Raw genomic sequence first — 24,312 nt, 5'->3', positions numbered from 1 at the left:
TTAAATTTGTATAATTCCCCTAAAAAGTTAATAATTAGGAGACTTTAAAATAAGTAATGTTGTGGTTATACTTCATCAATTTTGCTCAAAACCGATTTCCTATATGACTTACTGATCGGTAATTTACTATCATTCTGTAGTATTATTTGATTCCCATCAATCATTTTTAACTTGTTAAAATTTACTACGAATGATTTATGAGTTCTTACAAAATCGTCTGACAACTTTTCTAAAAAATCAGATAATGTCACTGGTGTTAAAATCATTTGATCCGTATAGATCTTTATATAATTACCGTAAGCTTCAATATAATAGATACTGTCTACGTCTAATTTAATAATCTTTTTATCACTTTTTACATAAACAACACTTGCTTTTTTCTCCTTCTCTACTACTATAGTATCTTGTTGAATAGGTGTAGCTTGCACTACTTTGCCAACAGCTTGTAAAAATCGTTCTAATGAAAATGGTTTTAGCAGATAATCAGTAACCGAAAGAGTGAATCCTTCTACAGCATATTCTGGATAGGCAGTTGTGATAATAACATTAGGTTTTTGTTGCATTGTCTTTAACAGACTAATACCAGAAAGTTTTGGCATATTGATATCTAAGAACAATATGTCTACAGAATTACTTTGTAAATAACTCATTACTTCAAAAGCATTCTTGCAAGTAGCAACAAGCTCTAAATAGGGTATTTCTTTGATATAGCTTTCTATTATCTGGCGCGCAATCGGTTCATCATCTGCTATTAAACATTGTAATGTTTTCATGTATTTATTTTATTCTTTCAAGAATTTGAAGTGTAACCTTGTAAATTAAGATTAATAGTTATTTTATGCTAGTTCTCTATACATGAAGAGCTAATTCAACAATATAAAAGTCTTTATTCTGCTTAATTTGCAATGCATGCTTTTCTGGATATATCAAATCTAAACGTTTTTTTGCATTCTGTAAACCAATACCACTTTTACCTTTTTCTATATCGGCTTCCGAAACGATTATGGTATCTATTGTATTTGAACATTTAAAAACAATAGAGTTCTCCCCTATTTCTATAGAAACGGAAACGATACTCTTTGTATCTTCTAATACTCCTAAATGCTTAAATGCATTTTCTACAAAAACTATTAATAACATTGGAGCAATTATTCTGTTAGTTGAATCATATCCTTTTATCTCCAATTGAATATCTGCCTTATCTTCTAATCTAATCTGTTCTAGTGATATGTAATTTCTAAGATATTGAATCTCCTTTTCCAATGGAACAAAGGTCTCTTTAGTTTCATAAAGACTATATCGCAATAAATCTGAAAGTTGCAACATTAAATCCGGAAGCTTTTCTGATTTTATTACAGATAAACCATATAGATTGTTAAGTGTATTGAATAAGAAATGAGGATTTAACTGTGCTTTTAATAACTTTAGTTCTGCTTCTTTTTCTTCTTGTCTTCTAGAAAAACTATCTCTTGCTATTTTTAATGCAGTACCAAACAAAATAATTAATAAAACAGCACCAAAAACATTTAACAACATTTTCCATTGAAACGTTTCGAAGAAATCACTTAAAAGAAATACACCCAAAAGTGTAAAAACTAAAATATTTAATATGAAAAATGTAATTCCCAAAGAACGTTTCTTAGTAAAAAATAAGGGTAAGATTTTTAGATTGTTTAAATATATAGGTGGCATTATAAAGCCAATTAGACCAATAGATACCAAAAATCGATTATCTGCCTGAATGACCATGATAAAGATGATCAATAAAAACAACCATATGATAATGTTCTGTATTATCTTATTATCTATCCAAGCATCAAATTTTGTTACCATATTCCTTTAAAAATTAGTACTCAAAAATATGTTTTGCAGGTTGAAACAACATATTTTCATGATGTAATATATCATTTTCAGTTTAAGTTGTCTCATTTTAAGGGTGAGATGACTTTTCTCCTAAGATCACGTTTCCAAGACCTTTCATCATTCTTTTTTCGGTATCAACACAAATTAAATGAGTTTTGATGTAAACAAATATAAAATTTAAGAAACATGAAAACCTTACAGTACTTAATAATTCTATTAGCCCTCTTCTTTATCAAACACATCGGATATAGTCAAACAAATGATATTACTGCAATTTCCACAAAATATAATGCTATGCTAAAAGAACAGCATAAGGGAATTGCTATTCTTACCAAAAAGAAAAATAAAACTGAAACCTTAAGTCTTGGTGACTATAACCTTACTGAGAACAGTGTTTTTAATATTGGTAGTGCTACCAAAACATTTACGGCGATATTAATACTTCAGGAACACGAAAAAGGAAATCTAAAAATTACAGACAGTATAGGAGCATATCTCACACGCATTAAAAATGTAGATGGCTCATTGACAATAAAAGCACTACTAACTCATGAAAGTGGTCTGGATGAAGTGATTGGGAAAAACATTCTCGATATCTTTTATGGAAAAAATGATGCCTTATACAATGCAAATTTATTAGATCAGGTAGAGAAAAATGATCCAGAAATGGTAGGTTCCTTTGATTACTGTAACACCAATTATTTTCTATTAGGAAGAATCATAGAAAAAGTAACAGACCAGAATTATTTTGATTTATTAAGAGAACGAATTTTCACTCCTTTACAGATGAACAATTCCTATCCATATGTACACAAACATCTTCCTAATTTGGCAACGCCATATTTTCAAGAAGAGGATGTAACAGGCTACTTAGACTATCGATATTTTGCTAATATAGCTTATGCAGCTGGTAGTATTGCTTCAACATTAAGCGATATGCAAATATTCTATGAATCTCTTTTTGAAACAGAAAAATTACTAAAAAAAGAGACTCTTAAAATGATGATGGAATCTGGAAATGAACAATATGGTTTAGGATTATTTAAATTCAATGTTGATGGCGTTACCTATTACGGACATGGAGGAAATAATATAGGATACGCTTTCAGGAATCAATATAATCCTGATACGAAAGATCTATACTTAGCATTTACTAATTGTAAAACAATCCCATTCAAAAAAGCGATAACAAATGATTTACTAGCTTATATCAACGATACTCCCATAGAAAATTTTAAAAGTATCAATCTTGATAATTTCAAAAAATACACAGGCACCTACTTACTAAAAGAAGCGAATTTAACCTTAAAAATAACACTGGAGGATAATAAAATGTATTTGGTATCCGAAGAACAAGGAGTTAAAAGCGAACTATCACAAAAGGATGAAACATCACTCTATGATACTACTGTAGGAGTTGTTTTAACCCAAATAGAGAATAATCATGATAGTTTGTCTTTTAGCCAAAATGGCTTTACAACTACAATCAGTAAAGTAAGTTTAAACAAATAAACGTTAAGATTATGAGACTAGAAATAAAGAATGTTTCGAAAAAATATGGTAGAAACAAATATGGGTTAAAAGATTTCTCCATAGATATCGAAAAAGGAATACTAGGGCTATTAGGACCTAATGGAGCGGGAAAATCCACCTTATTAAAAATGATTGCAACTGCCAGCAAACCTACCGAAGGTGTGATCATACTTAATAAAAACAACATTATCAAAGATGCTAATTATATGAGAAAGCAACTAGGATTTTTACCTCAAGATTTTGGAGTATACCCTAACCTAAATGCTTTTGAATTTTTACAATACATAGCGGCATTAAAAGGAATAGCAGACCAAAATATTAAGCTCAAGATAGAACAACTATTGTATGGTCTAAACTTATTAGACGCTGCCAAAAAACCCATTGGAAGTTACTCTGGCGGCATGAAACAACGAATAGGAATCGCTCAAACCCTATTGAATGACCCAAAAGTTGTCATTTTTGATGAACCAACAGTTGGACTAGATCCTGAAGAAAGAGTACGTTTTAGAAATTTGATATCTGATTTATCTCAAGAATGTATTGTTATCCTGTCATCACACATCGTATCTGATATAGATACTATAGCAGATCAGGTTGCAATAATGAAAAACGGATCGTTGCTATCCTATGATCATCAGGAAAAGCTTATACAACTAGTAGATCAAAAGGTTTTTGAAGTGTTTATCCCAAAAGAACAACTAGTAAATTTTAAGAACAATAATATTGTAGTTAGCACCGCTAGAACAGAACAAAAAATAGCGGTTAGATACATTTCTGAAATTCCTATCAAGGGTTCTATCGCCCAAACACCAAATCTGGAAGATGCCTATTTATACTTAACAAGAATGAATTAAAAATTAATACACATAAGCAAATGAAAAATTCATCATATAAAAAAAAGACCGAATCAATAATGATAACGACCATAATGATTCTAGTCATCATCGCCATAATATTAAAGAACGTACATGTAGGAGTATATTATGCTTACTAACATTAAATACCCTAAATACTTAATCTATATAACTCCGATTATACCTAATAAGAACTTAGTAAAATGAAAAAATCATCACAGAAAAAAACAACTGTACTATTAACCCTTGTAGCTATTATGATACTTATAATTATGTCTATCGTTTTCAGTAACGTACACATAGGAGTTCATTACGCTTACTAAGATTGTATATCATGAAAACATTTATTAATATTATAAAATACGATTATTTACAGCGTACTAGAAGTTATAGCTTTCTAATTACTCTTTGTATTAGTTTAGCAATAGCATACACTTTTGTTCCTGAGCCAAATGCCTCTTATTCTACAATTAGAATAGCAGATTACGTTGGATTTTATAATTCGGCTTGGTTTGGATATGTTACTGCAATAATGACCAGTATTTTTTTATCCTTAATTGGATTTTACTTGGTCAATAGTGCAATTAAAACAGACACTATTACCAAACTTGGGCATATTACAGCTGCTACACCGATTACTAATTTCAAATATTTAGCTTCTAAGTTCATAAGTAATTTTCTAATTCTAAGTACGATTATTGTGATTATATTTTTGATGAGTATAGTATTATTTATTCTATATAATGAAGGGTATTCATTTGAGATCTCACAATTTATAATTCCATATATATTGATTCCGATCCCAGCAATATTTTGCATATCAGCTATTGCGGTTGTTTTCGAAGTTATTTTTAAGAAATACTCGATAATCCAAAATATAGGATTCTTCTTTTTGTTTTCTTATTTGGCTTTCCCTTCGTTTTCAGAAAGCTCTTCTTATACATATCTGTTAGATCCCTTTGGAACCAAAATAGTAATGGATCAAATGGAAATGAGCGTTAAAGAGTTATTACCTGTTGATCATGATACCGAACTAAATATAGGCTATGTTTTAGGAAACATAACTGAAAATAAAAAATTCGAGTTTAACGGAATTGAATTTCCTAGTACCTTTATAATGAGTAGAATCGGATGGTGTGGATTAGCATTTCTAATGCTTTTAATGATATCACCATTTTTTGATCGATTTCGTACTACTAATAAGATTAATAAGAAAGCTATATTTTCTTCGTATAAACAAGAAAATAATTCTCATGAAGTAAAGCATACATTGTTAGTAAAATCAACAAGCAATTATGGTATTTATTCTTTGGTAAAAACAGAACTACTACTGCTATATCGCAAAGGCAAAAAATGGTTATGGATACTTAATGTAATCGGTATAATATTGCTAGCAGCATTACCTATTTCCATTGCACATACTATGGTGTTACCTATTCTTTGGTTTTTACAAGTACATAGATTATCAGAAATATCATCTAAAGAAATGTATTATAATGTACAGTATTTTGCCTTTACTTCATATAAACCTATAAAAAGATTACTGGTCTCACAAGTATTGGCTGGTGCATTAATGATGATACTATTAGCACTTCCTTTACTCATAAAGCATATGATAGTACTGGACGTACAATCTGTACTACATATTATTATTGGTGCAATTTTTATTGTTTTAATAGCAATTACATCTGGTATTTTGACGAAAGGGAAAAAACTATTCGAAATTGTATTTTTTATTATCACTTATGGAAATATAAATCAAATCCCGTTCATGGATTACTTTGGAGGATTACAACATAACTCTTTGTACATATTTACGCTCATTATAAGTTCAATAATAATTGGAAGTATTGCACTAATCATGAGAATACAACAATTAAGAAATTAATAGAATTAGAATGTGTCTTTTAAAACAGGTGGATTAATATAGACATATCAATATTCATTTCGACTATTGTAATTCTGCCTATAATTCAATTTCATAAAATTTCCATAAAACGTACTCTTACCCTACCCATCAATTTATTTGATGGGTATTATTTTATATATTTAGAACCATATACATAAATCATCTCATGAATACTCTAAAAACTAATCTTCGCTACAGTACTATTATAACTTTTGGTTTATCTTTTATATTCTTTTCATGCGGGAAAAACACTTCCAAAAAGGAAGAATCTATAAAAGAAGAGGTTAAAATAGATAGCACTAACATAGTATTGAAGCAAGCACTTACCTTTTATGCTTCTTTTGATAATGGTGTAGATGCCGATTTTGCTTTAGGAGATCCTAAATTATACACAGTACCTTCTCGAAAAGCCATAGATTCTGTACAGGTTGGTATACATAAAGAAGGAATTTCAATAGCAGAAAATAAAGGTTTGAAAGGAAATGCTCTTCTTTATAAAGATAGAACTAAAGGATACATCTATTACCCTAGTAAAAACAATATAAATTTCACTAATAAAAACTGGAGCGGAGCAATTTCATTTTGGTTACAACTAGACCCAGCAACAGACTTAAAACCTGGATATTGTGACCCAATTCAGATTACAGATGTTAGTTATAATGATGCTTCTATCTGGGTTGATTTTACTAAAGAAAATCCGCGAGACTTTAGACTAGGAGTAATTGGAGATAAAACCTCCTGGAAAAAGGATACGACATTATCAGATAATGATGACAAGGACTTTTTGAGTCAATTAGTTCCAGTGACCAATCCTCCTTTTGCAACTGGATCTTGGACTCATGTCTTCATTAATTTTACAAATCTAAATTCTGATGATGGACAGACGTCTTTATATCTGAATGGAAAACTACAAGGTAAAAGAAACGGAATTACAGATCCATTTACTTGGGAATTAGAAAAGTCAAACATTTATTTGGGATTAGGCTATATTGGTCTTATGGATGAGCTTTCTATTTTTAACAAAAATCTAACCCAAAAAGAAATTGATGCTCTTTTTAGTCTAGAAAATGGTGTACACACGCTTTTACAATAAAAAATTTCCTACTACATATTTATAAAACCATCGAAAATGAGACAATTTAAGTTCGTCATCTTTAGTCTTACACTTTTATTAGTTTCCTGTAAAACAGAAACAAAAAATACAAATTTAGAACTCACTGAAGAAGAGCAACGTTGGCAAAACCATGCTACAAATACTACAATCATGAGAGATGATTTTGGAGTACCACATATTTATGGAAAAACAGATGCCGATGCAGTTTTTGGATTATTATATGCACAGTGCGAGGATGATTTTAATCGTGTAGAACAAAATTATATCTGGGCAACAGGAAGACTCGCTGAGGTAGAAGGTGAAAAAGCAATTTATAGTGATATTAGAGCTAAATTGTTCATGACTGAGGAAGAAGCAATTGCTAATTTTGAAAGAAGCCCTGAATGGTTAAAAGAGTTGTGTATTGCCTTTGCAGATGGTATCAACTACTACCTTAAAACCCATCCAGAGGTTAAACCTAGATTATTAACTAAATTTGAACCATGGATGCCTATGTATTTTAGTGAAGGATCTATTGGTGGTGATATCGAACGTGTTTCTACTCGCAAAATTAAGGCGATGTATGAAAAAGGTATAGAAATACCAATTTCAGAAGAAACTGAAATAGCAAAGGAAAAAGAAATGTTAGAACCACAAGGATCTAATGGGATTGCAATTTCTGGAGCACTTACACAATCTGGCAATGCTATTCTTTTAATCAATCCGCATACCTCATTTTATTTTAGAGGAGAAGTACATGTAGTAAGCGAAGAAGGGTTAAACGCTTATGGCGCTGTAACTTGGGGGCAGTTTTTTGTGTATCAAGGATTTAATGAAAAAACTGGTTGGATGCATACTTCTACGTATACAGATGTGATCGATGAATTTGTAGAAACAACCAATAAAGAAGATGGCAAACCAGTTTATAAATATGGTAAAGAATGGAAACCTGTAGAACAATATGATATTACACTAAAATATAAAGAAGGAGATTCTTTAATAGAAAAAGTATTTCCTGCATATCGTACACATCATGGACCAATTACACATATGAAAGATGGTAAATGGGTAGCTTCTGCATTAATGTGGGAACCTGTAAAAGCATTACAACAGTCATATATTAGAACCAAACAAGATGGATATAAAGGTTTTAGAGATATGATGGATATACGAACCAATTCTTCTAATAATACTGTATATGCAGATGCTGAAGGTAATATTGCATATTTCCATGGTAATTTTATCCCAGTTAGAGATACTTCGTTTGATTATACGAAACCTGTGGATGGTAGTAATCCTAAAACAGATTGGAACGGTTTACATACAGTAGATGAAACTATTACACTTCTTAATCCTAAAAATGGTTGGTTACAAAACTGTAATTCTACTCCCTATACAGCTGCTTTAGAGTTTAGTCCTAAAAAACAAGATTATCCAAAATATATGTCAATAGATCGTGAGAATTTTAGAGGTGTACACGCCATTGAATTATTAAAAAATAAAAAAGACTACACTATTGATAGTCTTATAAAATTAGCATATGATCCTTACCTTCCAGCTTTTTCTCAGTTGATTTCTGGTCTTGTAGAAGCTTACGACAAAGTTGACAAAACAAAAGAGTTGGGTAGCTATATAGAAATGTTGAGAAATTGGGATTACAAAACTTCCAAAGAATCTAAAGCAATGACGTTAGCACATTTTTATGGGACTAATTATGCAAAAAACGGAAAAAGACCAGAAGAACGCATTAGCGATATGCAACTCCTTACTTATTTTGGTACAAAATCTCCTTTAGAAGAAAGAATAACCATATTTAAGGAAACGGTAGCGCAGCTTAAAAATGATTTCGGAGATATATTGCCTTGGGGCGAAGTAAATCGTTTTCAACGTATTAATGGAGATATAAGACAACCATTTGATGATAATAAACCTAGTACTGCGGTTGGTTTTGCTTCGGGACGTTGGGGCGCCTTAGCAGCCTACGGAGTTCGCTACACGAATAATACGAAAAAAATATACGGTACTAGAGGTAACAGTTTTGTAGCGGTAGTAGAATTTGGTGATAAAGTGAGAGCAAAAACAAGTTTAGCTGGTGGACAAAGCGGTGATCCTACTTCGGTACATTTCGATGATCAAATACAACCGTATGTAGATGTACAGTTTAAAGAAGCTGCTTATTATAAAGAAGATGTATTAAAACGCGCTAAAAAAACCTATCATCCAGGAGAAAAACAATAACGATACAACGTATTTTTTAAATATCTTTTTTTCTTAATAAGTTATCGTTTCTATGGAAGAATCGAATATTAAATGTTTTTAAGTTTTAAAAAAATACCCCTAAGAATATTTGCAATAAAAATAAATTGTGTGACAATTATAATAAGACCTAAAACAAATAGAATAGCATTAATTCCGTAGTAAAAACCATCAAAAAACAGTTTGCTAATTTCTGGTATAACAATTAAGAGAACTACAAATACAATCGTAATAATAGTATGCAATTTGGTTAAAATAGGATTTAATTCGATTTTCATCTTCCCAAAACTCCAATAAACAATGCCAATTACTAGAAACACAACTGTAGAAAAAAGATTCATAACATAAGCTTGCATTACATAATATGTATCGTGAACATTGACATCTACTGTTTTATCATAATCTATCAGTAATATTCCCATTACTGATAGAGTTACAGCTAAAATCCAAAAATATAGATAAGCTTTTTTAAATTGTCCTTTGAACCTATTTCTCTTCAATTTTTTAAGGTTTTTCACGCAGATATTTACATCATTTTAAATTGCATTAAAAAACTAATTACTTTTTGATCAGACATTTCACATGGTTTTAATAATTCTGCTGTTGATGTGATGTAGTAATTTAGACTTATAAAATCATTTCCTTGTAATTCTTTTGCATAGATCTTAAAAGATTTTCCATTATTATAGATATCTTTCGCAACACTATATTTCTTCTTTTGATATAAAACTTCTGAATATCCTTCTGGAATTCTGTTAATAGCATCTAACAACATACTCGAACTATGAACTACAGGATAACATAGAACACCCTACTTTATTTCTTGCCCAATCAGGACGTTTAGCAAACCATTTCTCATATTCAGGTTGTTCGCTATAAGGACTTTTTAGCATTTGATATAACTCTTCTATTAAATCATAATTTCCTTTATCGGCATCATCAATAGCCAGTTGGGCCATATAATTCCGTAAAACGTATTTAGGATTTATAGTATTCATTTTGTTTTTTCTATCAGAATCATCCAAAGATTCTAAACTTAACCTTTGATCATATCTAGAAAACCAATCATCCCAACGTTCCAGAATAGGTCCTTCTACTTCTACTATATTATAAAAAGCCTCTTTTATAACTTTCATATAATTAGTTGCACCACCTTTAGTATAATTAGCAAGCCTTCGAAAGAAAATAGTCATATCCGTTTCCGTTAGCTGTAAAATTTCTTCCAAATCTTTTATCAATAATTCATCTCCCGCTTGCGGATTGTAAAATCCTATTTTCGAAGACATCATATCATAGTACACTTTTTTATAGGTGTTTTGATACTCATGTAAGATTTCTTCTATGGGTTCTATTTCTTCTATTAAAGGATATATAGCATTTGCCAATTGAAAAAGGTTCCAGAGAACAATCTCTGGCTGAGTACCATATCGATATCGTTTAAATTGCCTATCGGTAGTATTAGGAGTCCAGCCATGATCATATCCTTCTAACCAACCATATGGCCCATAATCTATCGTTAGACCAAGAATTGACATGTTATCAGTATTCATAACTCCGTGAACAAAGCCTACTCGTTGCCAATCTATTACCATTTTTAAACTTCTATTACTTACCTCTTTTAAAAATGATACATATGCATCTTTAGTTCCAGCTTCAATTTCAGGAAAAAAGTGTTTTATTGTGTAATTTGTTAACGCTTTTAGGGTAGATTCATCTTTATGAGCTGCCAAAATTTCAAAATTTCCAAAACGAATGAAAGAAGGTGCTACTCTAGATACAATAGCTCCTTTCTCATAGGCAGCATTCCCATTATACATGATGTCTCTTAACACTTGATCACCAGTTGTTGCTAATGATAAGGCTCTTGTAGTTGGAACACCAAGGTGAAACATTGCTTCACTACATAAATACTCTCTGATAGACGAACGCAAAACTGCTAATCCGTCTGCATTTCTAGAATAAGGGGTCTCTCCTGCTCCTTTTAATTGTATTGCCCAACGCTTAGAATTATATTCAATTTCTGCTAGATTAATAGCGCGTCCATCACCCAGCTGACCAGCCCAGTTACCAAATTGATGCCCTCCATAATGCATGGAATAGGGTCTTGAGTTTTCCAAAATTTCATTACCTGTCATAAGCTTTAAAAACTTCTGAGATTTTATATCTTCCTTAGAAAATCCTAATTCTTTCATTATTTCATCAGAAACGTGTAGAATCTTTGGATTGCTTGTCTTTTTAGGAGTTACATATGAGAAACAGGCATTTCTGACCTGTCTGCGGTAATTTTCCTGAACAGGATCTGCTGGTAGTTCTTCTGAAAAAGTATTTTTTATAGTAAACTCCATATAACCAAATAATTAATATAAAAATATAGAAACAAGAATAATTCCAGTAAAAGCTATCGGTACAATAATCATAACATAAACATAGGTAACTAAGATTCCTTTGAAAAATGTAGATATCCGACTACTCTTGTAAAAATTTCTTAGCGCAATCATCAGATATATAATAAACGAAAAGAAAAAGAGCAGTTTTAACCAAACAGGAATTTCGAATATCATATTTCCTAAAATCAGGAAACATAAAGAGGTAAAAATAAAAGTAAAAAAGTAGAAACTAAAGACCATATGATGAGCAAAAGTTCCTTTTTTCCAATAAAATATCTTTAATAAAAATGCGAATAAAGGAAGCATTAAAAACATAGTAATAGGAATCGTGTCATATAAAGTTTTTAAGATTCCGCCACCTTTTTGCTCATAAAGCTTTAGGATTTGTGTAAAAAACTTCCTTTTGATTAAACTATCTCCTTCATTCAATCCCATATGCGCAAGCTTCTCTTCTAAGGGAGCACCAGACCCAATTAAAGAGTCCAATTTTTTTTGGGAAAAACTAAAAGTTGATTTTGGATTCTTTTGCTCTGCAGTAAGTACAGAATCTATAACATTAAGATCTTCTTTAGCAATATTGGTAAGTACAGCGTTTTCTTTAAGCGCTTTTTTAGCAATTTCTATACCGATTGAGTCTTTTTTAAAATCTAATGAGTCTATTGCTATTTCTCCTCTAAACTCTTTTTGAAACTTCTGAGTTAAATCATTATCAGCTTTTCTAACGGTAAAAGAAAAAATAAAAAAGAAAACTACCGATATGAATAAATAAAATTGTGCAGGATGCAAATAAGAAAGACGTTTCCCATCTACAAATCGTCTAGCTAGAATACCAGGTTTAACCATTAATGGAATAAAACTCTTAAAAAAACGTGCATCTACCGCAAAATAGTTACCAATAGTATTGCTAAATAATACACCAAAAGTTAATTTATCCGCAGATTCCTGACCACAATACGGACAGTAATCGAATGATTCATCAAAGTGTTTTTCACAATTTTTACACTGAGTAGTTTTAGACATGCTCCCCTTTTTTTGATCAATTATCCAGAATTAAAGATTTCTGAACTTTTCCCTAAATATTATAATTTTAAGTAAACAACCTATATTGTGTGAATTAAGGATGTTTAGCTCAATAAGACGAATTTACGAATATAATTCAATTCTAAATCCACTAAAGTTTTTGGCATAACAAAATTATCAAAATCGTAAACCCCCTTCAATAGTACAGTCATTTTGGTACTGCATTAACAATATCATTTAGAATTTCTTGTATTTTTGGCACATCAAAAATTTAAAATTCGCACATCTTTTATGAAAAAGTTATTTTCCGTTTTAGCCACAGTATTATTCGTTGTAGCATGTGGAACAAAAAAAACAGCAACTACCAAGAGTACAACTAAAGTTGCTAATGATCCATCTATTTATGCAAAAACTATTACTTCCGAAGACTTAAAAACTGCATTATACACCTATGCTTCTGATGAATTTCAAGGAAGGGAAACTGGTGAGCCTGGACAAAAATTAGCTGTAAATTATTTAAAGGACCAATATATCAAACATGGAGTGCAAGCTGCTAAAAGCGATGGAAATTATTTTCAAGAAGTTCCTTTAGAAGTATCAAGTACTCCAGAGGTTACAATAACAGTAAATGAGAAACCATTTTCGTATAAAGATGATTTCATATCACTTACATCAAGTAAAACAGATAAATTTTCTTTAGATCAGATTGTATACGCAGGATATGGTATAGATGATGAGAAATACTCTAATTATAAAGATATTGATGTAAAAGACAAATTTGTATTGATAAAGTCTGGAGAACCTAAAAATGCCGATGGTACTTATATCGTTACAGGAACGTCAGAAGGATCTAAATGGTCTAATATGAGACAACAATTTGCTGCTAAAAGTGCTGCTGCACAAGAAAAGGGAGCAAAAGCTATTTTATTCTATTTCCCAGAAGTATATCAAATAGCAGTTGCTCAGTTTAGCGGCTCATCTGGTAGAATGTCACTAGAAGGAAATGAAGAAGAACCTTATTTTTTTCTTATCAATACAGACCTAGCCAAAGCTTTTGTTGGTGATATTGAATCTAATGAAAAACCCACTACATTGAAAACCAATATTAAAGTAGATTATAAAAATGTTTCTAAAAAAATAACATCCGAGAATGTAGCAGCTTACATTAAAGGTTCTGAAAAACCAGATGAGTTTATCGTAATCTCGGCTCATTTAGATCATGAAGGTGTAAAAGATGGTAAGGTATATAATGGTGCGGATGATGATGGATCTGGTACTGTGGCTATTGTTGAAATTGCCGAAGCTTTCTCCAAAGCAGTGAAAGATGGTAATGGACCTAAACGCTCTATCGTGTTCTTAAATGTTACTGGTGAGGAAAAAGGTCTTTTGGGTTCTCGCTATTATACGGATATAGATCCTATTTTTCCTTTAGAAAATACAGTTGCCGATCTTAATATAGACATGATAGGAAGAACAGATCCTAAAAGAAAAGAAGGAAAAAGAAATTATATATACTTAATCGGAAGTGATAAATTAAGTACCGAACTTCATACTATATCAGAAGAAGTAAATCAAAAATACACGAATGTAGAATTGGATTATACTTACAACGATGAAAACGATCCAAATCGCTTTTATTACAGATCAGATCATTATAATTTTGCAAAGAACAATATCCCTGTTATATTCTATTTTAATGGAACTCACGATGATTATCACCAGCCAAGTGATACTCCAGATAAAATCGAATATGATTTATTAGAAAACAGAACGCGATTAATATTCTATACTGCTTGGGAACTAGCTAATAGAGAAAATCGTATCCTTGTCGACAAAGCAGTAGAAAAGACCAATTAAAATTTACGTTTAAATTTAAAAAAGAGGCTTGAATAACATCATCAAGCCTCTTTTTTTATTTTAAGGTTTTTTTTGGCTTAGATGTAATGCAAAAGTAGCTGTAAATCCAAAAGTAAAATTACCGTCTTGTAAATTAAAGTTATTCGGCGTTTGGGTAATAAACACATCTTCTACAGTGCTCCATGCATTGGTCATATGAAATTGTAATATTAAATCACTTAACTCCCAATTAACTCCTAAAGCGAAGGCACCAAAAGTGTCCACAGATTGAATAGGATTTGCTACATAATAATATTCCGACACTATAGACACATGCCCTCCCACTTTATATCTTCCTCCAATACCTACTGCGAAATGATTATTTGGATCTTCATCGGATAAAGATGATCCTCTATGAATAAACGTTGGAGAAATTTGTGCCGAAAACTGTGGTGTAAACTTACGGGCAATTAACACCTGACTTGTAAAAGCCAAACGATCCTGGAAAGAAGTGTCTTCAAAACCTCCATAGATTGCTGATCTTCCGTTAGATTCACTTCGATAAGAAGCATTTTGAAATAACGTTATACTAAAAAAAGACTTTTTAGACTTTTTGCGTTGTCTAATTAGGTTATATTTTAAAAATCCGTCGTAAACATCTTCTAGAGTTGTCCACCCAAAACCAGTAGACAGTCTATCAGAAATACCATATTCTAAAGCAAGTCTTGCACTCCATTTATCAGCTACAAAACTTTGTCCTTGATGATTAGGAACATTCCACCATCTATTCATCGCCATTATCTGTAAAACTCCCTTTTTTCTATTTTCTATTGAATGGCCTATCGCAATTCTTGTAGATTTAAAGGTTGCTATTTCATATTGCGGAGTATCTGGATATTCTTTTTCCAAGGTTTCCAGTAAATCCTGAGCTTGTGCCATGTTATTAAAACCAACACATATAATTAATAAGAGAAAAAATATATTATTCTTCATAAGGCTGATATTCAAATCTAAATGTAACAGATATAACTTTGGCTATGTTAGGTCTAAGAATAGGTGGAATTTTAATTTCGAAATCTTTAACGGTTAGTTCAAAATCTCCTGTAATTATAAATTTACCGTCTATCTTTTCAATATTAGTTTTAATCTCTATCTCCTTGGAGATATTTCTTATCGTGAGAGTACCTTTTACAAACTTTGTTTGAGATCCTTCTATATTCGGATCAAAATCTATAAAGTTTCCTTTAAAAGTAGCCTTAGGATACAAGTCAGATTCAATATAACTTTCATTAAAATGTTCATGCATCAAAGATTTCTTAAAAACAAACGCATTCATTAGCATACTAATGGCAATCTCTTGTTTGGATAAATCGATAATACTTAATACTTGATTATTTTTAGCCTCTATATTCTCTACAGAGGTATACGAAAAGAACGAGACTTGTCCCTGACGTGTAATCACTTGCTCAGATATACTGTCTGATGGCACAAAATTGAGCAAGAAAAACAGTTGAATAAGAATTTTATTCATTAGTATTTTGATTAGTAAGCACGCAATTTAATAAAATAACATCTTTAAGGTACCCTTTACAGACACCTTTAATGGTAATTGTATCACCTTCTTTAAGTTTTTTTAATTTCATTTTGTGGTTTGGTTGTATATCGCATATGATACTTGAGCTTCTTGTGTTCCCCTCTAATATCAATGTGCTTCTATTATTTAAATAACTAATTTCTTTGATGCTACCAGTTACTTCTACTACTTTATTCTTATAATTATCGTTAGCGTTTTGCTCGTTTTTACTAAACGATGCTACCAGAGATCTAGAGCTCAAATGTAATTCTGGCTCGGTTGCTATCACATTTATATGTTCTTCATCAAAAATCACATAATAAACAGATATACTCAGGACGCATAAGGAAATGAAAAGGAACGTTGCTATTTTAATTTTCTTAGTCACTTAGAATATAAAAGTTTATGGACACTGCCGATTTGGAAAACAAAGTAATAGGAAATCATAGAGTATCAAAAGAAAAAGTTTCTCAAAAAGAAAAAAGGGAGTTAAAAAGGAAAAAAAGGTCTTAAACCACGTCTCAATAATTCTTTCATCTAAAACTAACTAGTTATAAAATATTGTATTTTCGTTTTAAATTTTAAAAAATACTAGGCTAAACGATCCGATACCCCTAAGCAATAATGAGAAAAGACAGATTATATTTTTTAACTTTTATTTCTATTGCCGTAATATTCCTAATTATTGCTTCTTTTGGAGTAAAGTATTTTGTAAAAGTAAGCGCTAATCAATTAATAGAAATACAATTAGAATCCAGTAAGCGTGAAGCTGATGAAATTTCTCAACTTACGCATTACCAAATCACTGATGATATTGAGAGACAAAAAATAATAAGTAATCTTCAGAAAGTAATTGAAAACACGCATAATGGAACCTCTTTTATCTGTGTTTTTGATTGGTCTGGAAAAGAAGTTTGTAATCCTGATATTACAAAGGTTGGACAAAAAGTAAATTCTGATCAATCTCTCCTAACCTCACTTAACGAAGAAAACAGTTCTGATAAATTATATGATTTACTTTTAGGCGAAAGGAAACAAAATGATAGTATTCCTAATAATGAGCTGGAGACGGAGATTGTTTACATTGCTCCTGTTAAAGATTCTGATCTTATTGTTGCAGCACAAATTAATCTTAATAAAGTAAAAGGACAAGTTCGGAAATTAAAGACTAGTTTTTATACCATATTTATATTAATGGGTGGATTAATTATTCTCTCCTCATTTATTGTAGTTCGCATTATAGGTAGTTACTACGAAAAGCAATTGGAACAGAAAAACACTGACTTAGAAAGTGAATTACTCAACCTTTCCAAATTGAATACAGATCTCATTGCATACCAACAAAGGATTGTGGATAAAACTGAGGAAGAAGTTGTCGAGCTAAATGAATCTTCTCCTGATTTAGCTAATGATCTTAGTAAAAAAAGAATACTTACCTATATCCGAAACGAATTAGTTCCTGTTTCAATTGATCAAATAGCATATATATATACAGAGAATAGTATAACATATGTAGTTTGTTTTGATGGAAAAAAATCAACTAGTAATGTGAGTCTTGATGATATGCTCACCAGTTTAGATCCTTCGGTATTTTTTAGAGCAAATAGACAATTTATAATTAGCATAAGTGCCATTGCAAAAATTATTAAATACGGAAATAGCCAACTTAAAATTTTAATTAACAACGCTGATGTCGAAATTATTATTAGTAAAAACAAAGCATCAGAATTTAGACAATGGCTAAATATTTAATAAAGTTCTATTCGTTTTTTAGATTCCAAAATATCTACATGCTGACTTTTCGATATTCCAGATAAGATGAATTTAAATTTCATTTTAACTCAGATGTGATTCTTGAATTTATTCAAAAATCGTAATTATTTCACCCTCTTTTTTTTCCTTTTTAACCCTTTTTTTTCCCTCTCATACATTTTATTTTGTTTCTGAGCCCAGTGTTGACGGTTATTTGTGGCATAAATCATAAATAACTTATTACAATGAAAAAATCAATCTATCTATTACTAACATCAATAACAATATTAACTAGCTGTAGTAGCGACGACGTAGAAAATATTATTGATCCTAATCCTCCAACGACAGCTAATGCAGTACAACTTGCAAACGATGCTACCTTTGGAAACATCCTTACAGATTCTGAAGGAATGTCTCTATATTTCTTTTCAAGAGATACAAAAGGACAATCTGAATGTAACGGTGATTGTAAAACTGCATGGCCAATATTTTATCAAGCTGACTTAACACTCGATGAAGGATTAGATGCTGCAGACTTTGGAGTAATTACCAGAGCAGATGGAGAAAGACAAAACACTTACAAAGGTTGGCCATTATATTATTTTGTGAATGACAATGCTGCAGGAGATACAAATGGAGATAAAGTTGGAAACAACTGGTATATCGCAAAACCGGATTATTCCTTAATGTATGCAGAAGCACAATTGGTAGGGAGAGACGCCGATGGAAACGATCTAAACTTCACTAGTGATTATACTGAAGGAGATGGACTTACATTTTACATCACCAACAGTACAGGAAGAACAATCTATGCTTTTGTAAATGATACTAAAGACACAAACAATTACACAGCAGATGATTTCTCTAATGATCCAATCTGGCCAATCATCAGCCTAGATATTAATAACATACCAAGTATCCTAGATCGTAATGACTTTGGAACTATAGATGTATTCGGAAGAACTCAAGTAACCTATAAAGGAAGACCTCTGTATTATTTTGGTCAAGATGTAGAAAGAGGAGATAATTACGGAATCAGTGTTCCTACGCCTGGAATCTGGCCAATAGTTAATACCGATACAACAGCATTATAACATTTTAGTTTGATTCATTTTTATAATCATTAAGTAGTTAGTTGGTCATAAGAGGAAGACGGTACTTTACTTATGAAGTTAAGCTTCCTCTTATTCTAAATTCACAAAAAACAATGAAATCATTTTCCAAAATCAAATTAATATGTCTTCTAGCTGTAAGTATATTTTACTCTTGCGAAACAAATGTTGAAGAAGAAACTGTAGCAATTGAAGTCTGCGATGATGAAATCTCTTTCTCATCTGATATTAAACCAATCATTGATAACAACTGTATACGATGCCATGGAGGTAGCGGTAACCAGGCGCCAGATTTAACAACTTTTGAAAATATTAGTAATAATGCAAACAGAGTACGAAGAGAAGTTGTAAACAGAACGATGCCTTTAGGAGGTAGTTTAAGTAACAACGAAATTGAGCTTATACGTTGCTGGATAGACAATGGAGCTTTAAACAACTAAATCGTTCGATATGACTAAAAAGACAAAAAAACTCTTAATACTCTATTTTTTCGCAGCGATACTGGTAGTTTCTATCATTACTGTAAAAATATACAACAAACCATTTATAAATATTGTTGAATCCAAACCTAGTTTGTCATTAGCTTCAGAAGCACTACTGTCGGACTTTATCAATGATGAAAGTACTGCAAACACAAAGTATTTAGAAGAACTAATACAAGTTAATGGAACTATTACGGCAATAGAGAAAGGAAAAGATGGTAATGATATTATAACGCTAGGCAATGAAAATATTATAGGTAGTATCATTTGTCATCTTTCAAAAAATGAAGAAAACTTAAAAACAGGTCAAGAAATAAGCATTAAAGGCATCTGTACAGGATATTTAATGGATGTCATACTCGTAAAATGTGTAATCATACCATAAACAACACTAACAAAATGAAAACCATACTTATAATATTCACCTTCCTACTATCATCTATTACTGTCGTAGGACAAGGTAAATTCTTAACCAAACAAGGCTATACATCCTTTTATTCTTCCACTCCAATAGAAGATATAAAAGCAGATAATAATCAAGTACTTAGTATTATTGACACTTCTTCGGGTACTATAGCTATAGCCATTTTAATGAAATCTTTTTCATTTGAAAAAGCCTTGATGCAAGAACATTTTAATGAAAATTATGTAGAATCAGATCGCTATCCAAAAGCTACTTTCAAAGGAAAAATCTTAGACTTCGAAACCTTAACAAACAAAGAAACCAAAGTTACTATTGTAGGTGATCTAACAATCCATGGTGTAACTAAAAAGATGGAAATACAAGGTAATATCAATTCTACAGAAAAAGATATCTCACTAAAGGGAGGTTTTGAAATCGAAGTAGCAGACTTTGGAATTAAAATACCTTCTGTAGTAGCCAATAATATTGCTAAAACTATAAAGGTAACGTATGAATTTGATCACAAACCTTATCAAAAGTAACATGAAAAAATTGACAGTTATTGTCTTTTTGCTAGCCATTAATATCCAAGCATTCGCTCAAGATCTAATGGATATTTTAGAAGAAGAGACTACAGAAACAAAAAACTATACCACCGCTACATTTAAAGGAACCAGAATTTTAAATGGTCATTCGGTAGAGAATAGAAAAAAAGGAACTCTAGAGTTTTTGATATCTCATCGATTTGGAAGAGTTAATCTTGGAGCCGATGAATTATATGGACTAGATCAATCTAATATTCGATTCGCGTTCGAATATGGATTAACTGATAATATAATGCTAGGTGTTGGAAGAAGTAGTTTTGATAAAACGTATGATGGATTTATAAAATATAAGTTTTTAAAACAAAGTACTGGTAAAAAGTCTTTTCCTTTCACAGCTACTATATTTTCCAGTATTGCTTACAGAACATTAAAAGATTTTGACCCTGAAGATGAACCTACTTTTAGCCAAAAATTATCTTATGTTTCTCAAATCCTAATAGCACGAAAGTTCAGCCCTGCTTTTTCATTACAAATAACACCTACTTATGTACATAGAAACTCAGTAGCAATTAATGATGATCCACACGGAATTTTTGCCGTAGGGATTGGCAGTAGAGTTAAGATAACTAAAAGAATTTCTATAAACGGAGAATACTATTATACTGCGAATCCTCTACAGTCTATAGACGCATCTAATTCTTTAGCATTTGGTGTGGATATCGAAACAGGTGGACATGTTTTCCAGATTATTCTTTCTAATTCTATAACGATGATAGAAAAAAGCTTTATTACGGAATCCACGGATAATTTTTTCGAAGGTGATATACATTTAGGATTCAATATATCCAGAGCGTTCCAAGTGGGCAACAAGAAAAAGAAAAAACTTAAGCAGATAAAAAATTCTGGTATTTAACAGGTTGTAATAAAACTTTGAGATCTATGTCATTCCAAACTAAAATTATTAAAAAAGACTACAAAGTAAAGGGAGAAGATGTTGACGATTTTATGGTAATGGAAACCTCTGCTTATCAAAAATATGTTTCATCAATATTTAAAACTTTCCTTTTTGAAAATGGTCTTAAAAACAAAACCTCAAAAAAAATAGATTATACACCAGTGACATCATTAAACTCATTAGTTTTAATTAAGCCACTAATGTTCTTACAAGAGTTTTGTATCAACCTAGAGCTTATTAATACCGATAAAAACTTGAAAAAAATAGAAATTAAAAGTCGATTTTTTAATTCGAATAATGAATTATGTGTTATGGCAAATACACATTTTCTTGATTTTGATAATGCAATGATGAGCAAAAATAAAATTATCAATGTCAGTTATTAATCAATTTTTAACAGAACTAATTACTATAGAAACAGGGGATAAAATTGCTATGATAAATGGTTTATGTTAGATAATTGGTTGTTTATGAAGGCTGGATTTTTATGAAATTCAGCCTTTTTTTTGGTTCTAGAATAAAAACAAATCCCCAGTAACTCTCCAGTTACCGGGAATTTGAACACAATCTATCTATAGATACAAAAAACAACCATGTGGTACGTTTCTAAAGTTCTGGGGTAGTTTCTATTTTAAAAATATTTTTCAGATTTTAAGGTATAAATGTCTGCGATAAGCTGCTTAATCGAAGTTTTATTCAATCCATTATAAATACCTCTTATATGTTTGTTTTTATCTACTAATACAAAATTCTCTGTATGCAGAAAATCATCATTTGCTTTGGTTTCTCCTAAATCTTCTTCTACAAAATAATAGTTCCTACCAAGATTATAAATATCATCTCTTTTACCTGTTACCAGATGCCATTTATCATTCATCACACCTTTGGCATCTGCATAATCTTTAAGAACATTTATAGAATCTCTTTCAGGTGTTACCGAATGTGATAACAACAAAACTTCTTCATCATTTTCGAATTCTTTTTGTAATACTAACATGTTGGTAGTCATTTTAGGACAAATTCCTGAACAACTGGTAAAGAAAAAATCAGTAACATAAATCTTATCCTTAAATGTTTCATCAGTTACTTTTTTACCTAGTTGATTCACTAAAGAAAAGTTAGGTATCTTATGAAAATCTTCTAATTCTTTAGCATTTGGTGTTAACCAGTTTGGCGTAAAACTAGCATCTTGATAATAGGGCAACACCTCTACTCTACTAGACTTCCATTCTTCTTGTTTACAACTTATACAAAAGCAACAGATGATGAATACGTAAAACCTATTTTTTATATTGAATAATTTCATCCTCCAATTCATAACATAAATTCGCTCGTTTTAAGCCAAAGATTCTTCCATTTTTAGCTTCATAATTATTGTAGACTTTTCCATTTTCGCGCCAAGCTTTTTGCAGCCCTTTTTCTTTACCATTTATAATACTCTGTTCTTTAAATTTGCTTCCACTTTTATACCATTGTTTTTGAAGTCCATCTACAATACCTTTATTAAAGCTGGATTCGGAACGTAAATTCCCGTTACTCCACCATGATTTAACTATACCATCTTTTTTACCTTCGACATAATTTGCTTCAAAACTTAATGTTCCATTTTTAAACCATTTTCGATATATCCCATGCTTTTTCCCATTTTTATATGTTGCCATTTCTGCTTTATTATTAGCTGTATAATAGGATTCTGAAATACCGGTAAAAGGTTCATTTTTATAATATACTAACCCAAGATTCCTTTTCAAGTTTAGGTGGTCCTTGGATATCACGTTAAACACAGGAATATCTTCAGATACTATTTTAACGTCTTCCTTGGTATCATAGCAAGAACCTATTATAACTATCACCAAAAAGAACGAAAGCAACTTCATTACTGAATGTTATTAGGTGTTCCTTGATAATCTCCTGGAAAAAGAATATAAAACTCATTAAGATATACTTCGTTCTGGATGTGATAATGATATTCTTCTGTATCCGAATATAGCGTTGCACCTGTATGTCCACCAGATTCATCTAAATCCAAAGGATATTCTCCAGAAGGCTCTTTTCTACCATATAAAAAGAAACCATCTGCCATAATACCTATCAACTTATCATCGTCGTTAGACCATGCCTTTGGTTCTAAATGATAATGATAGCTTTGTGGTCCCGTATGAGCAGCAGTATAATCTAAAGATCCAACGGCATTATCCAGAGGAATGTTAGGTCCTTCTTCGTCATTATAAATTACTGCACCACTTACTGCGATACCAATAGCTCCTAATCCAGTAGCTGTGGAACTTGTTGCTAACTCTGGTGATGATGGAACAGTTAATGAGTAAGAACCATTAAAATCATCAATATTTCCTGGTGCCATTTGTTCAAACGAAGTAACCGTAGGAGCTATAAATAAAGGATGATCCTCGGCGGCGGCAGGAGTTTCTATTACTTCTCCATTGGGCCCCATAAGACTTCTTGCTGTCCTGTTAGACCAATAAGGAGACGTATGATTTGGTCTTCCATTGGTTTCTATAATTACATTAGAACCACTCAACATAACCGTTACATTATCGGTATCAAACGCTGCGAAAGCATCATGAAGTTCTGCTACCATACCATCATCATCTGTTGTGGATGTATTATTATCTCCGCTACAAGCAATAACTCCAATAGAAATAAGAATAATCACCAATAAAGAGACTCTCGCGAATCCATTTTTAAATATACTCTTCATTTTTCTGGTTTTAGTTAATA

25 protein-coding genes are annotated in these 24,312 nt (G+C 31.2%); 13 read left to right on the top strand and 12 right to left on the bottom strand.

The window, feature by feature from the left end; all coding sequences use genetic code 11:
* Positions 1-65: 65 nt before the first annotated feature.
* Together ABD077_RS11035 and ABD077_RS11030 are read right to left on the bottom strand one after the other, a co-directional pair.
* Positions 66-773: a LytR/AlgR family response regulator transcription factor gene (locus ABD077_RS11035; protein ID WP_343912363.1), complete on the bottom strand. Its 708-nt coding sequence runs from the start codon at positions 771-773 to the stop codon at positions 66-68.
* A 76-nt stretch (positions 774-849) separates the two neighbouring features.
* Positions 850-1,833: a sensor histidine kinase gene (locus tag ABD077_RS11030; protein WP_343912362.1), complete on the bottom strand. Its 984-nt coding sequence runs from the start codon at positions 1,831-1,833 to the stop codon at positions 850-852.
* 216 nt (positions 1,834-2,049) lie between these two features.
* On the opposite strand from ABD077_RS11030, the gene ABD077_RS11025 reads away from it, so the two are divergent.
* The 5 genes from ABD077_RS11025 to ABD077_RS11005 all read left to right on the top strand — a co-directional run bounded on the left by ABD077_RS11025 (position 2,050) and on the right by ABD077_RS11005 (position 9,490).
* The gene (locus tag ABD077_RS11025; protein ID WP_343912361.1) at positions 2,050-3,375 is read left to right on the top strand and encodes a serine hydrolase domain-containing protein; all 1,326 of its coding nucleotides are present in this window, start codon (positions 2,050-2,052) and stop codon (positions 3,373-3,375) included.
* 11 nt (positions 3,376-3,386) lie between these two features.
* Positions 3,387-4,250: an ABC transporter ATP-binding protein gene (locus ABD077_RS11020; protein WP_343912360.1), complete on the top strand. Its 864-nt coding sequence runs from the start codon at positions 3,387-3,389 to the stop codon at positions 4,248-4,250.
* Between the two features lie 334 nt (positions 4,251-4,584).
* The gene (locus tag ABD077_RS11015; protein ID WP_343912359.1) at positions 4,585-6,138 is read left to right on the top strand and encodes a hypothetical protein; all 1,554 of its coding nucleotides are present in this window, start codon (positions 4,585-4,587) and stop codon (positions 6,136-6,138) included.
* Between the two features lie 187 nt (positions 6,139-6,325).
* Positions 6,326-7,252, top strand: a complete 927-nt coding sequence (locus ABD077_RS11010; RefSeq protein WP_343912358.1) for a LamG-like jellyroll fold domain-containing protein — start codon at positions 6,326-6,328, stop codon at positions 7,250-7,252.
* A gap of 36 nt (positions 7,253-7,288) precedes the next feature.
* On the top strand, positions 7,289-9,490 hold the full coding sequence (locus tag ABD077_RS11005; RefSeq protein WP_343912357.1) for an acylase: 2,202 nt from the start codon (positions 7,289-7,291) through the stop codon (positions 9,488-9,490).
* A gap of 68 nt (positions 9,491-9,558) precedes the next feature.
* On the opposite strand, the gene ABD077_RS11000 is transcribed toward ABD077_RS11005, so the two are convergent.
* From ABD077_RS11000 to ABD077_RS10985, 4 genes are read right to left on the bottom strand one after another with little or no spacing between them, the layout of a single operon-like run.
* The gene (locus ABD077_RS11000; protein ID WP_343912356.1) at positions 9,559-10,008 is read right to left on the bottom strand and encodes a heme-copper oxidase family protein; all 450 of its coding nucleotides are present in this window, start codon (positions 10,006-10,008) and stop codon (positions 9,559-9,561) included.
* Between the two features lie 26 nt (positions 10,009-10,034).
* A complete protein-coding gene (locus tag ABD077_RS10995) occupies positions 10,035-10,283 on the bottom strand; it encodes a peptide methionine sulfoxide reductase (protein WP_343912355.1) in 249 nt (82 codons plus the stop codon).
* Positions 10,284-10,290: 7 nt separating this feature from the next.
* Positions 10,291-11,853: a protein adenylyltransferase SelO gene (locus tag ABD077_RS10990; RefSeq protein ID WP_343912354.1), complete on the bottom strand. Its 1,563-nt coding sequence runs from the start codon at positions 11,851-11,853 to the stop codon at positions 10,291-10,293.
* Between the two features lie 12 nt (positions 11,854-11,865).
* Positions 11,866-12,915 (bottom strand): DUF3667 domain-containing protein, encoded by a 1,050-nt coding sequence (locus ABD077_RS10985; RefSeq protein WP_343912353.1) that lies wholly within the window; start codon positions 12,913-12,915, stop codon positions 11,866-11,868.
* A gap of 291 nt (positions 12,916-13,206) precedes the next feature.
* Between ABD077_RS10985 and ABD077_RS10980 the strand changes: the two genes are divergently transcribed.
* Positions 13,207-14,772, top strand: a complete 1,566-nt coding sequence (locus ABD077_RS10980) for a M28 family peptidase (protein WP_343912352.1) — start codon at positions 13,207-13,209, stop codon at positions 14,770-14,772.
* A gap of 60 nt (positions 14,773-14,832) precedes the next feature.
* Here the strand turns inward: ABD077_RS10980 and ABD077_RS10975 are convergent, their stop codons facing one another.
* The 3 genes from ABD077_RS10975 to ABD077_RS10965 are packed head-to-tail and all read right to left on the bottom strand — an operon-like array spanning position 14,833 to position 16,712.
* Positions 14,833-15,744, bottom strand: coding sequence for a DUF5777 family beta-barrel protein (locus ABD077_RS10975; RefSeq protein ID WP_343912351.1), 912 nt, complete (start codon positions 15,742-15,744; stop codon positions 14,833-14,835).
* Entirely contained in the window at positions 15,734-16,282 is a 549-nt protein-coding gene (locus tag ABD077_RS10970) for a YceI family protein (RefSeq protein ID WP_343912350.1), read from the bottom strand. The genes ABD077_RS10975 and ABD077_RS10970 overlap by 11 nt, the downstream gene beginning before the upstream one ends.
* Positions 16,275-16,712 carry an OB-fold protein gene (locus ABD077_RS10965; protein WP_343912349.1) on the bottom strand — a complete coding sequence of 146 codons (438 nt, stop codon included), beginning with the start codon at positions 16,710-16,712 and terminating at the stop codon, positions 16,275-16,277. Before ABD077_RS10965 ends, ABD077_RS10970 begins: the two co-directional genes overlap by 8 nt.
* 236 nt (positions 16,713-16,948) lie before the next feature.
* Here ABD077_RS10965 and ABD077_RS10960 point away from each other — a divergent pair, with 236 nt between their 5' ends.
* From ABD077_RS10960 to ABD077_RS10930, 7 genes are all read left to right on the top strand, one after another.
* The gene (locus ABD077_RS10960) at positions 16,949-18,076 is read left to right on the top strand and encodes a LytTR family transcriptional regulator DNA-binding domain-containing protein (protein ID WP_343912348.1); all 1,128 of its coding nucleotides are present in this window, start codon (positions 16,949-16,951) and stop codon (positions 18,074-18,076) included.
* A 245-nt stretch (positions 18,077-18,321) separates the two neighbouring features.
* A complete protein-coding gene (locus ABD077_RS10955; protein ID WP_343912347.1) occupies positions 18,322-19,170 on the top strand; it encodes a hypothetical protein in 849 nt (282 codons plus the stop codon).
* Between the two features lie 113 nt (positions 19,171-19,283).
* Complete coding sequence (locus tag ABD077_RS10950; RefSeq protein ID WP_343912346.1) at positions 19,284-19,628, top strand: cytochrome c; 345 nt, start codon at positions 19,284-19,286, stop codon at positions 19,626-19,628.
* 10 nt (positions 19,629-19,638) lie between these two features.
* Complete coding sequence (locus ABD077_RS10945) at positions 19,639-20,055, top strand: OB-fold protein (RefSeq protein WP_343912345.1); 417 nt, start codon at positions 19,639-19,641, stop codon at positions 20,053-20,055.
* A 14-nt stretch (positions 20,056-20,069) separates the two neighbouring features.
* A complete protein-coding gene (locus tag ABD077_RS10940) occupies positions 20,070-20,615 on the top strand; it encodes a YceI family protein (protein ID WP_343912344.1) in 546 nt (181 codons plus the stop codon).
* 1 nt (position 20,616) lies between these two features.
* A complete protein-coding gene (locus ABD077_RS10935; protein ID WP_343912343.1) occupies positions 20,617-21,531 on the top strand; it encodes a DUF5777 family beta-barrel protein in 915 nt (304 codons plus the stop codon).
* Between the two features lie 26 nt (positions 21,532-21,557).
* A complete protein-coding gene (locus ABD077_RS10930; RefSeq protein WP_343912342.1) occupies positions 21,558-21,959 on the top strand; it encodes a hypothetical protein in 402 nt (133 codons plus the stop codon).
* A gap of 245 nt (positions 21,960-22,204) precedes the next feature.
* Here the strand turns inward: ABD077_RS10930 and ABD077_RS10925 are convergent, their stop codons facing one another.
* Genes ABD077_RS10925 through ABD077_RS10915 form a run of 3 tightly spaced genes read right to left on the bottom strand, consistent with a single transcriptional unit; the run spans position 22,205 to position 24,292 of the window.
* Positions 22,205-22,879 (bottom strand): SCO family protein, encoded by a 675-nt coding sequence (locus ABD077_RS10925; protein ID WP_343912341.1) that lies wholly within the window; start codon positions 22,877-22,879, stop codon positions 22,205-22,207.
* Positions 22,854-23,450, bottom strand: coding sequence for a toxin-antitoxin system YwqK family antitoxin (locus ABD077_RS10920; RefSeq protein WP_343912340.1), 597 nt, complete (start codon positions 23,448-23,450; stop codon positions 22,854-22,856). The genes ABD077_RS10925 and ABD077_RS10920 overlap by 26 nt, the downstream gene beginning before the upstream one ends.
* Complete coding sequence (locus tag ABD077_RS10915) at positions 23,450-24,292, bottom strand: YHYH protein (RefSeq protein ID WP_343912339.1); 843 nt, start codon at positions 24,290-24,292, stop codon at positions 23,450-23,452. The genes ABD077_RS10920 and ABD077_RS10915 overlap by 1 nt, the downstream gene beginning before the upstream one ends.
* Positions 24,293-24,312: the final 20 nt, after the last annotated feature.

Source organism: Aquimarina litoralis, from assembly GCF_039523995.1.
Lineage (GTDB): Bacteria > Bacteroidota > Bacteroidia > Flavobacteriales > Flavobacteriaceae > Aquimarina > Aquimarina litoralis.
Note: the sequence above shows the minus strand (reverse complement) of the source record. Positions and strands in the feature narration are given on the sequence as shown.

Excerpts from the sequence above, each read along its gene's own strand:
- ABD077_RS10940 (WP_343912344.1), top strand. The coding sequence starts at position 20,070 with ATGAAAACCATACTTATAATATTCACCTTCCTACTATCATCTATTACT.
- ABD077_RS11020 (WP_343912360.1), top strand. The coding sequence starts at position 3,387 with ATGAGACTAGAAATAAAGAATGTTTCGAAAAAATATGGTAGAAACAAA.
- ABD077_RS10920 (WP_343912340.1), bottom strand. The coding sequence starts at position 23,450 with ATGAAGTTGCTTTCGTTCTTTTTGGTGATAGTTATAATAGGTTCTTGC.
- ABD077_RS10930 (WP_343912342.1), top strand. The coding sequence starts at position 21,558 with ATGTCATTCCAAACTAAAATTATTAAAAAAGACTACAAAGTAAAGGGA.
- ABD077_RS10960 (WP_343912348.1), top strand. The coding sequence starts at position 16,949 with ATGAGAAAAGACAGATTATATTTTTTAACTTTTATTTCTATTGCCGTA.
- ABD077_RS11015 (WP_343912359.1), top strand. The coding sequence starts at position 4,585 with ATGAAAACATTTATTAATATTATAAAATACGATTATTTACAGCGTACT.
- ABD077_RS10985 (WP_343912353.1), bottom strand. The coding sequence starts at position 12,915 with ATGTCTAAAACTACTCAGTGTAAAAATTGTGAAAAACACTTTGATGAA.
- ABD077_RS11010 (WP_343912358.1), top strand. The coding sequence starts at position 6,326 with ATGAATACTCTAAAAACTAATCTTCGCTACAGTACTATTATAACTTTT.
- ABD077_RS10955 (WP_343912347.1), top strand. The coding sequence starts at position 18,322 with ATGAAAAAATCAATCTATCTATTACTAACATCAATAACAATATTAACT.
- ABD077_RS10935 (WP_343912343.1), top strand. The coding sequence starts at position 20,617 with ATGAAAAAATTGACAGTTATTGTCTTTTTGCTAGCCATTAATATCCAA.
- ABD077_RS11005 (WP_343912357.1), top strand. The coding sequence starts at position 7,289 with ATGAGACAATTTAAGTTCGTCATCTTTAGTCTTACACTTTTATTAGTT.
- ABD077_RS10990 (WP_343912354.1), bottom strand. The coding sequence starts at position 11,853 with ATGGAGTTTACTATAAAAAATACTTTTTCAGAAGAACTACCAGCAGAT.
- ABD077_RS11030 (WP_343912362.1), bottom strand. The coding sequence starts at position 1,833 with ATGGTAACAAAATTTGATGCTTGGATAGATAATAAGATAATACAGAAC.
- ABD077_RS10950 (WP_343912346.1), top strand. The coding sequence starts at position 19,284 with ATGAAATCATTTTCCAAAATCAAATTAATATGTCTTCTAGCTGTAAGT.
- ABD077_RS11025 (WP_343912361.1), top strand. The coding sequence starts at position 2,050 with ATGAAAACCTTACAGTACTTAATAATTCTATTAGCCCTCTTCTTTATC.
- ABD077_RS10975 (WP_343912351.1), bottom strand. The coding sequence starts at position 15,744 with ATGAAGAATAATATATTTTTTCTCTTATTAATTATATGTGTTGGTTTT.
- ABD077_RS10995 (WP_343912355.1), bottom strand. The coding sequence starts at position 10,283 with ATGTTGTTAGATGCTATTAACAGAATTCCAGAAGGATATTCAGAAGTT.
- ABD077_RS10915 (WP_343912339.1), bottom strand. The coding sequence starts at position 24,292 with ATGAAGAGTATATTTAAAAATGGATTCGCGAGAGTCTCTTTATTGGTG.
- ABD077_RS10945 (WP_343912345.1), top strand. The coding sequence starts at position 19,639 with ATGACTAAAAAGACAAAAAAACTCTTAATACTCTATTTTTTCGCAGCG.
- ABD077_RS11035 (WP_343912363.1), bottom strand. The coding sequence starts at position 773 with ATGAAAACATTACAATGTTTAATAGCAGATGATGAACCGATTGCGCGC.
- ABD077_RS10925 (WP_343912341.1), bottom strand. The coding sequence starts at position 22,879 with ATGAAATTATTCAATATAAAAAATAGGTTTTACGTATTCATCATCTGT.
- ABD077_RS10980 (WP_343912352.1), top strand. The coding sequence starts at position 13,207 with ATGAAAAAGTTATTTTCCGTTTTAGCCACAGTATTATTCGTTGTAGCA.
- ABD077_RS10970 (WP_343912350.1), bottom strand. The coding sequence starts at position 16,282 with ATGAATAAAATTCTTATTCAACTGTTTTTCTTGCTCAATTTTGTGCCA.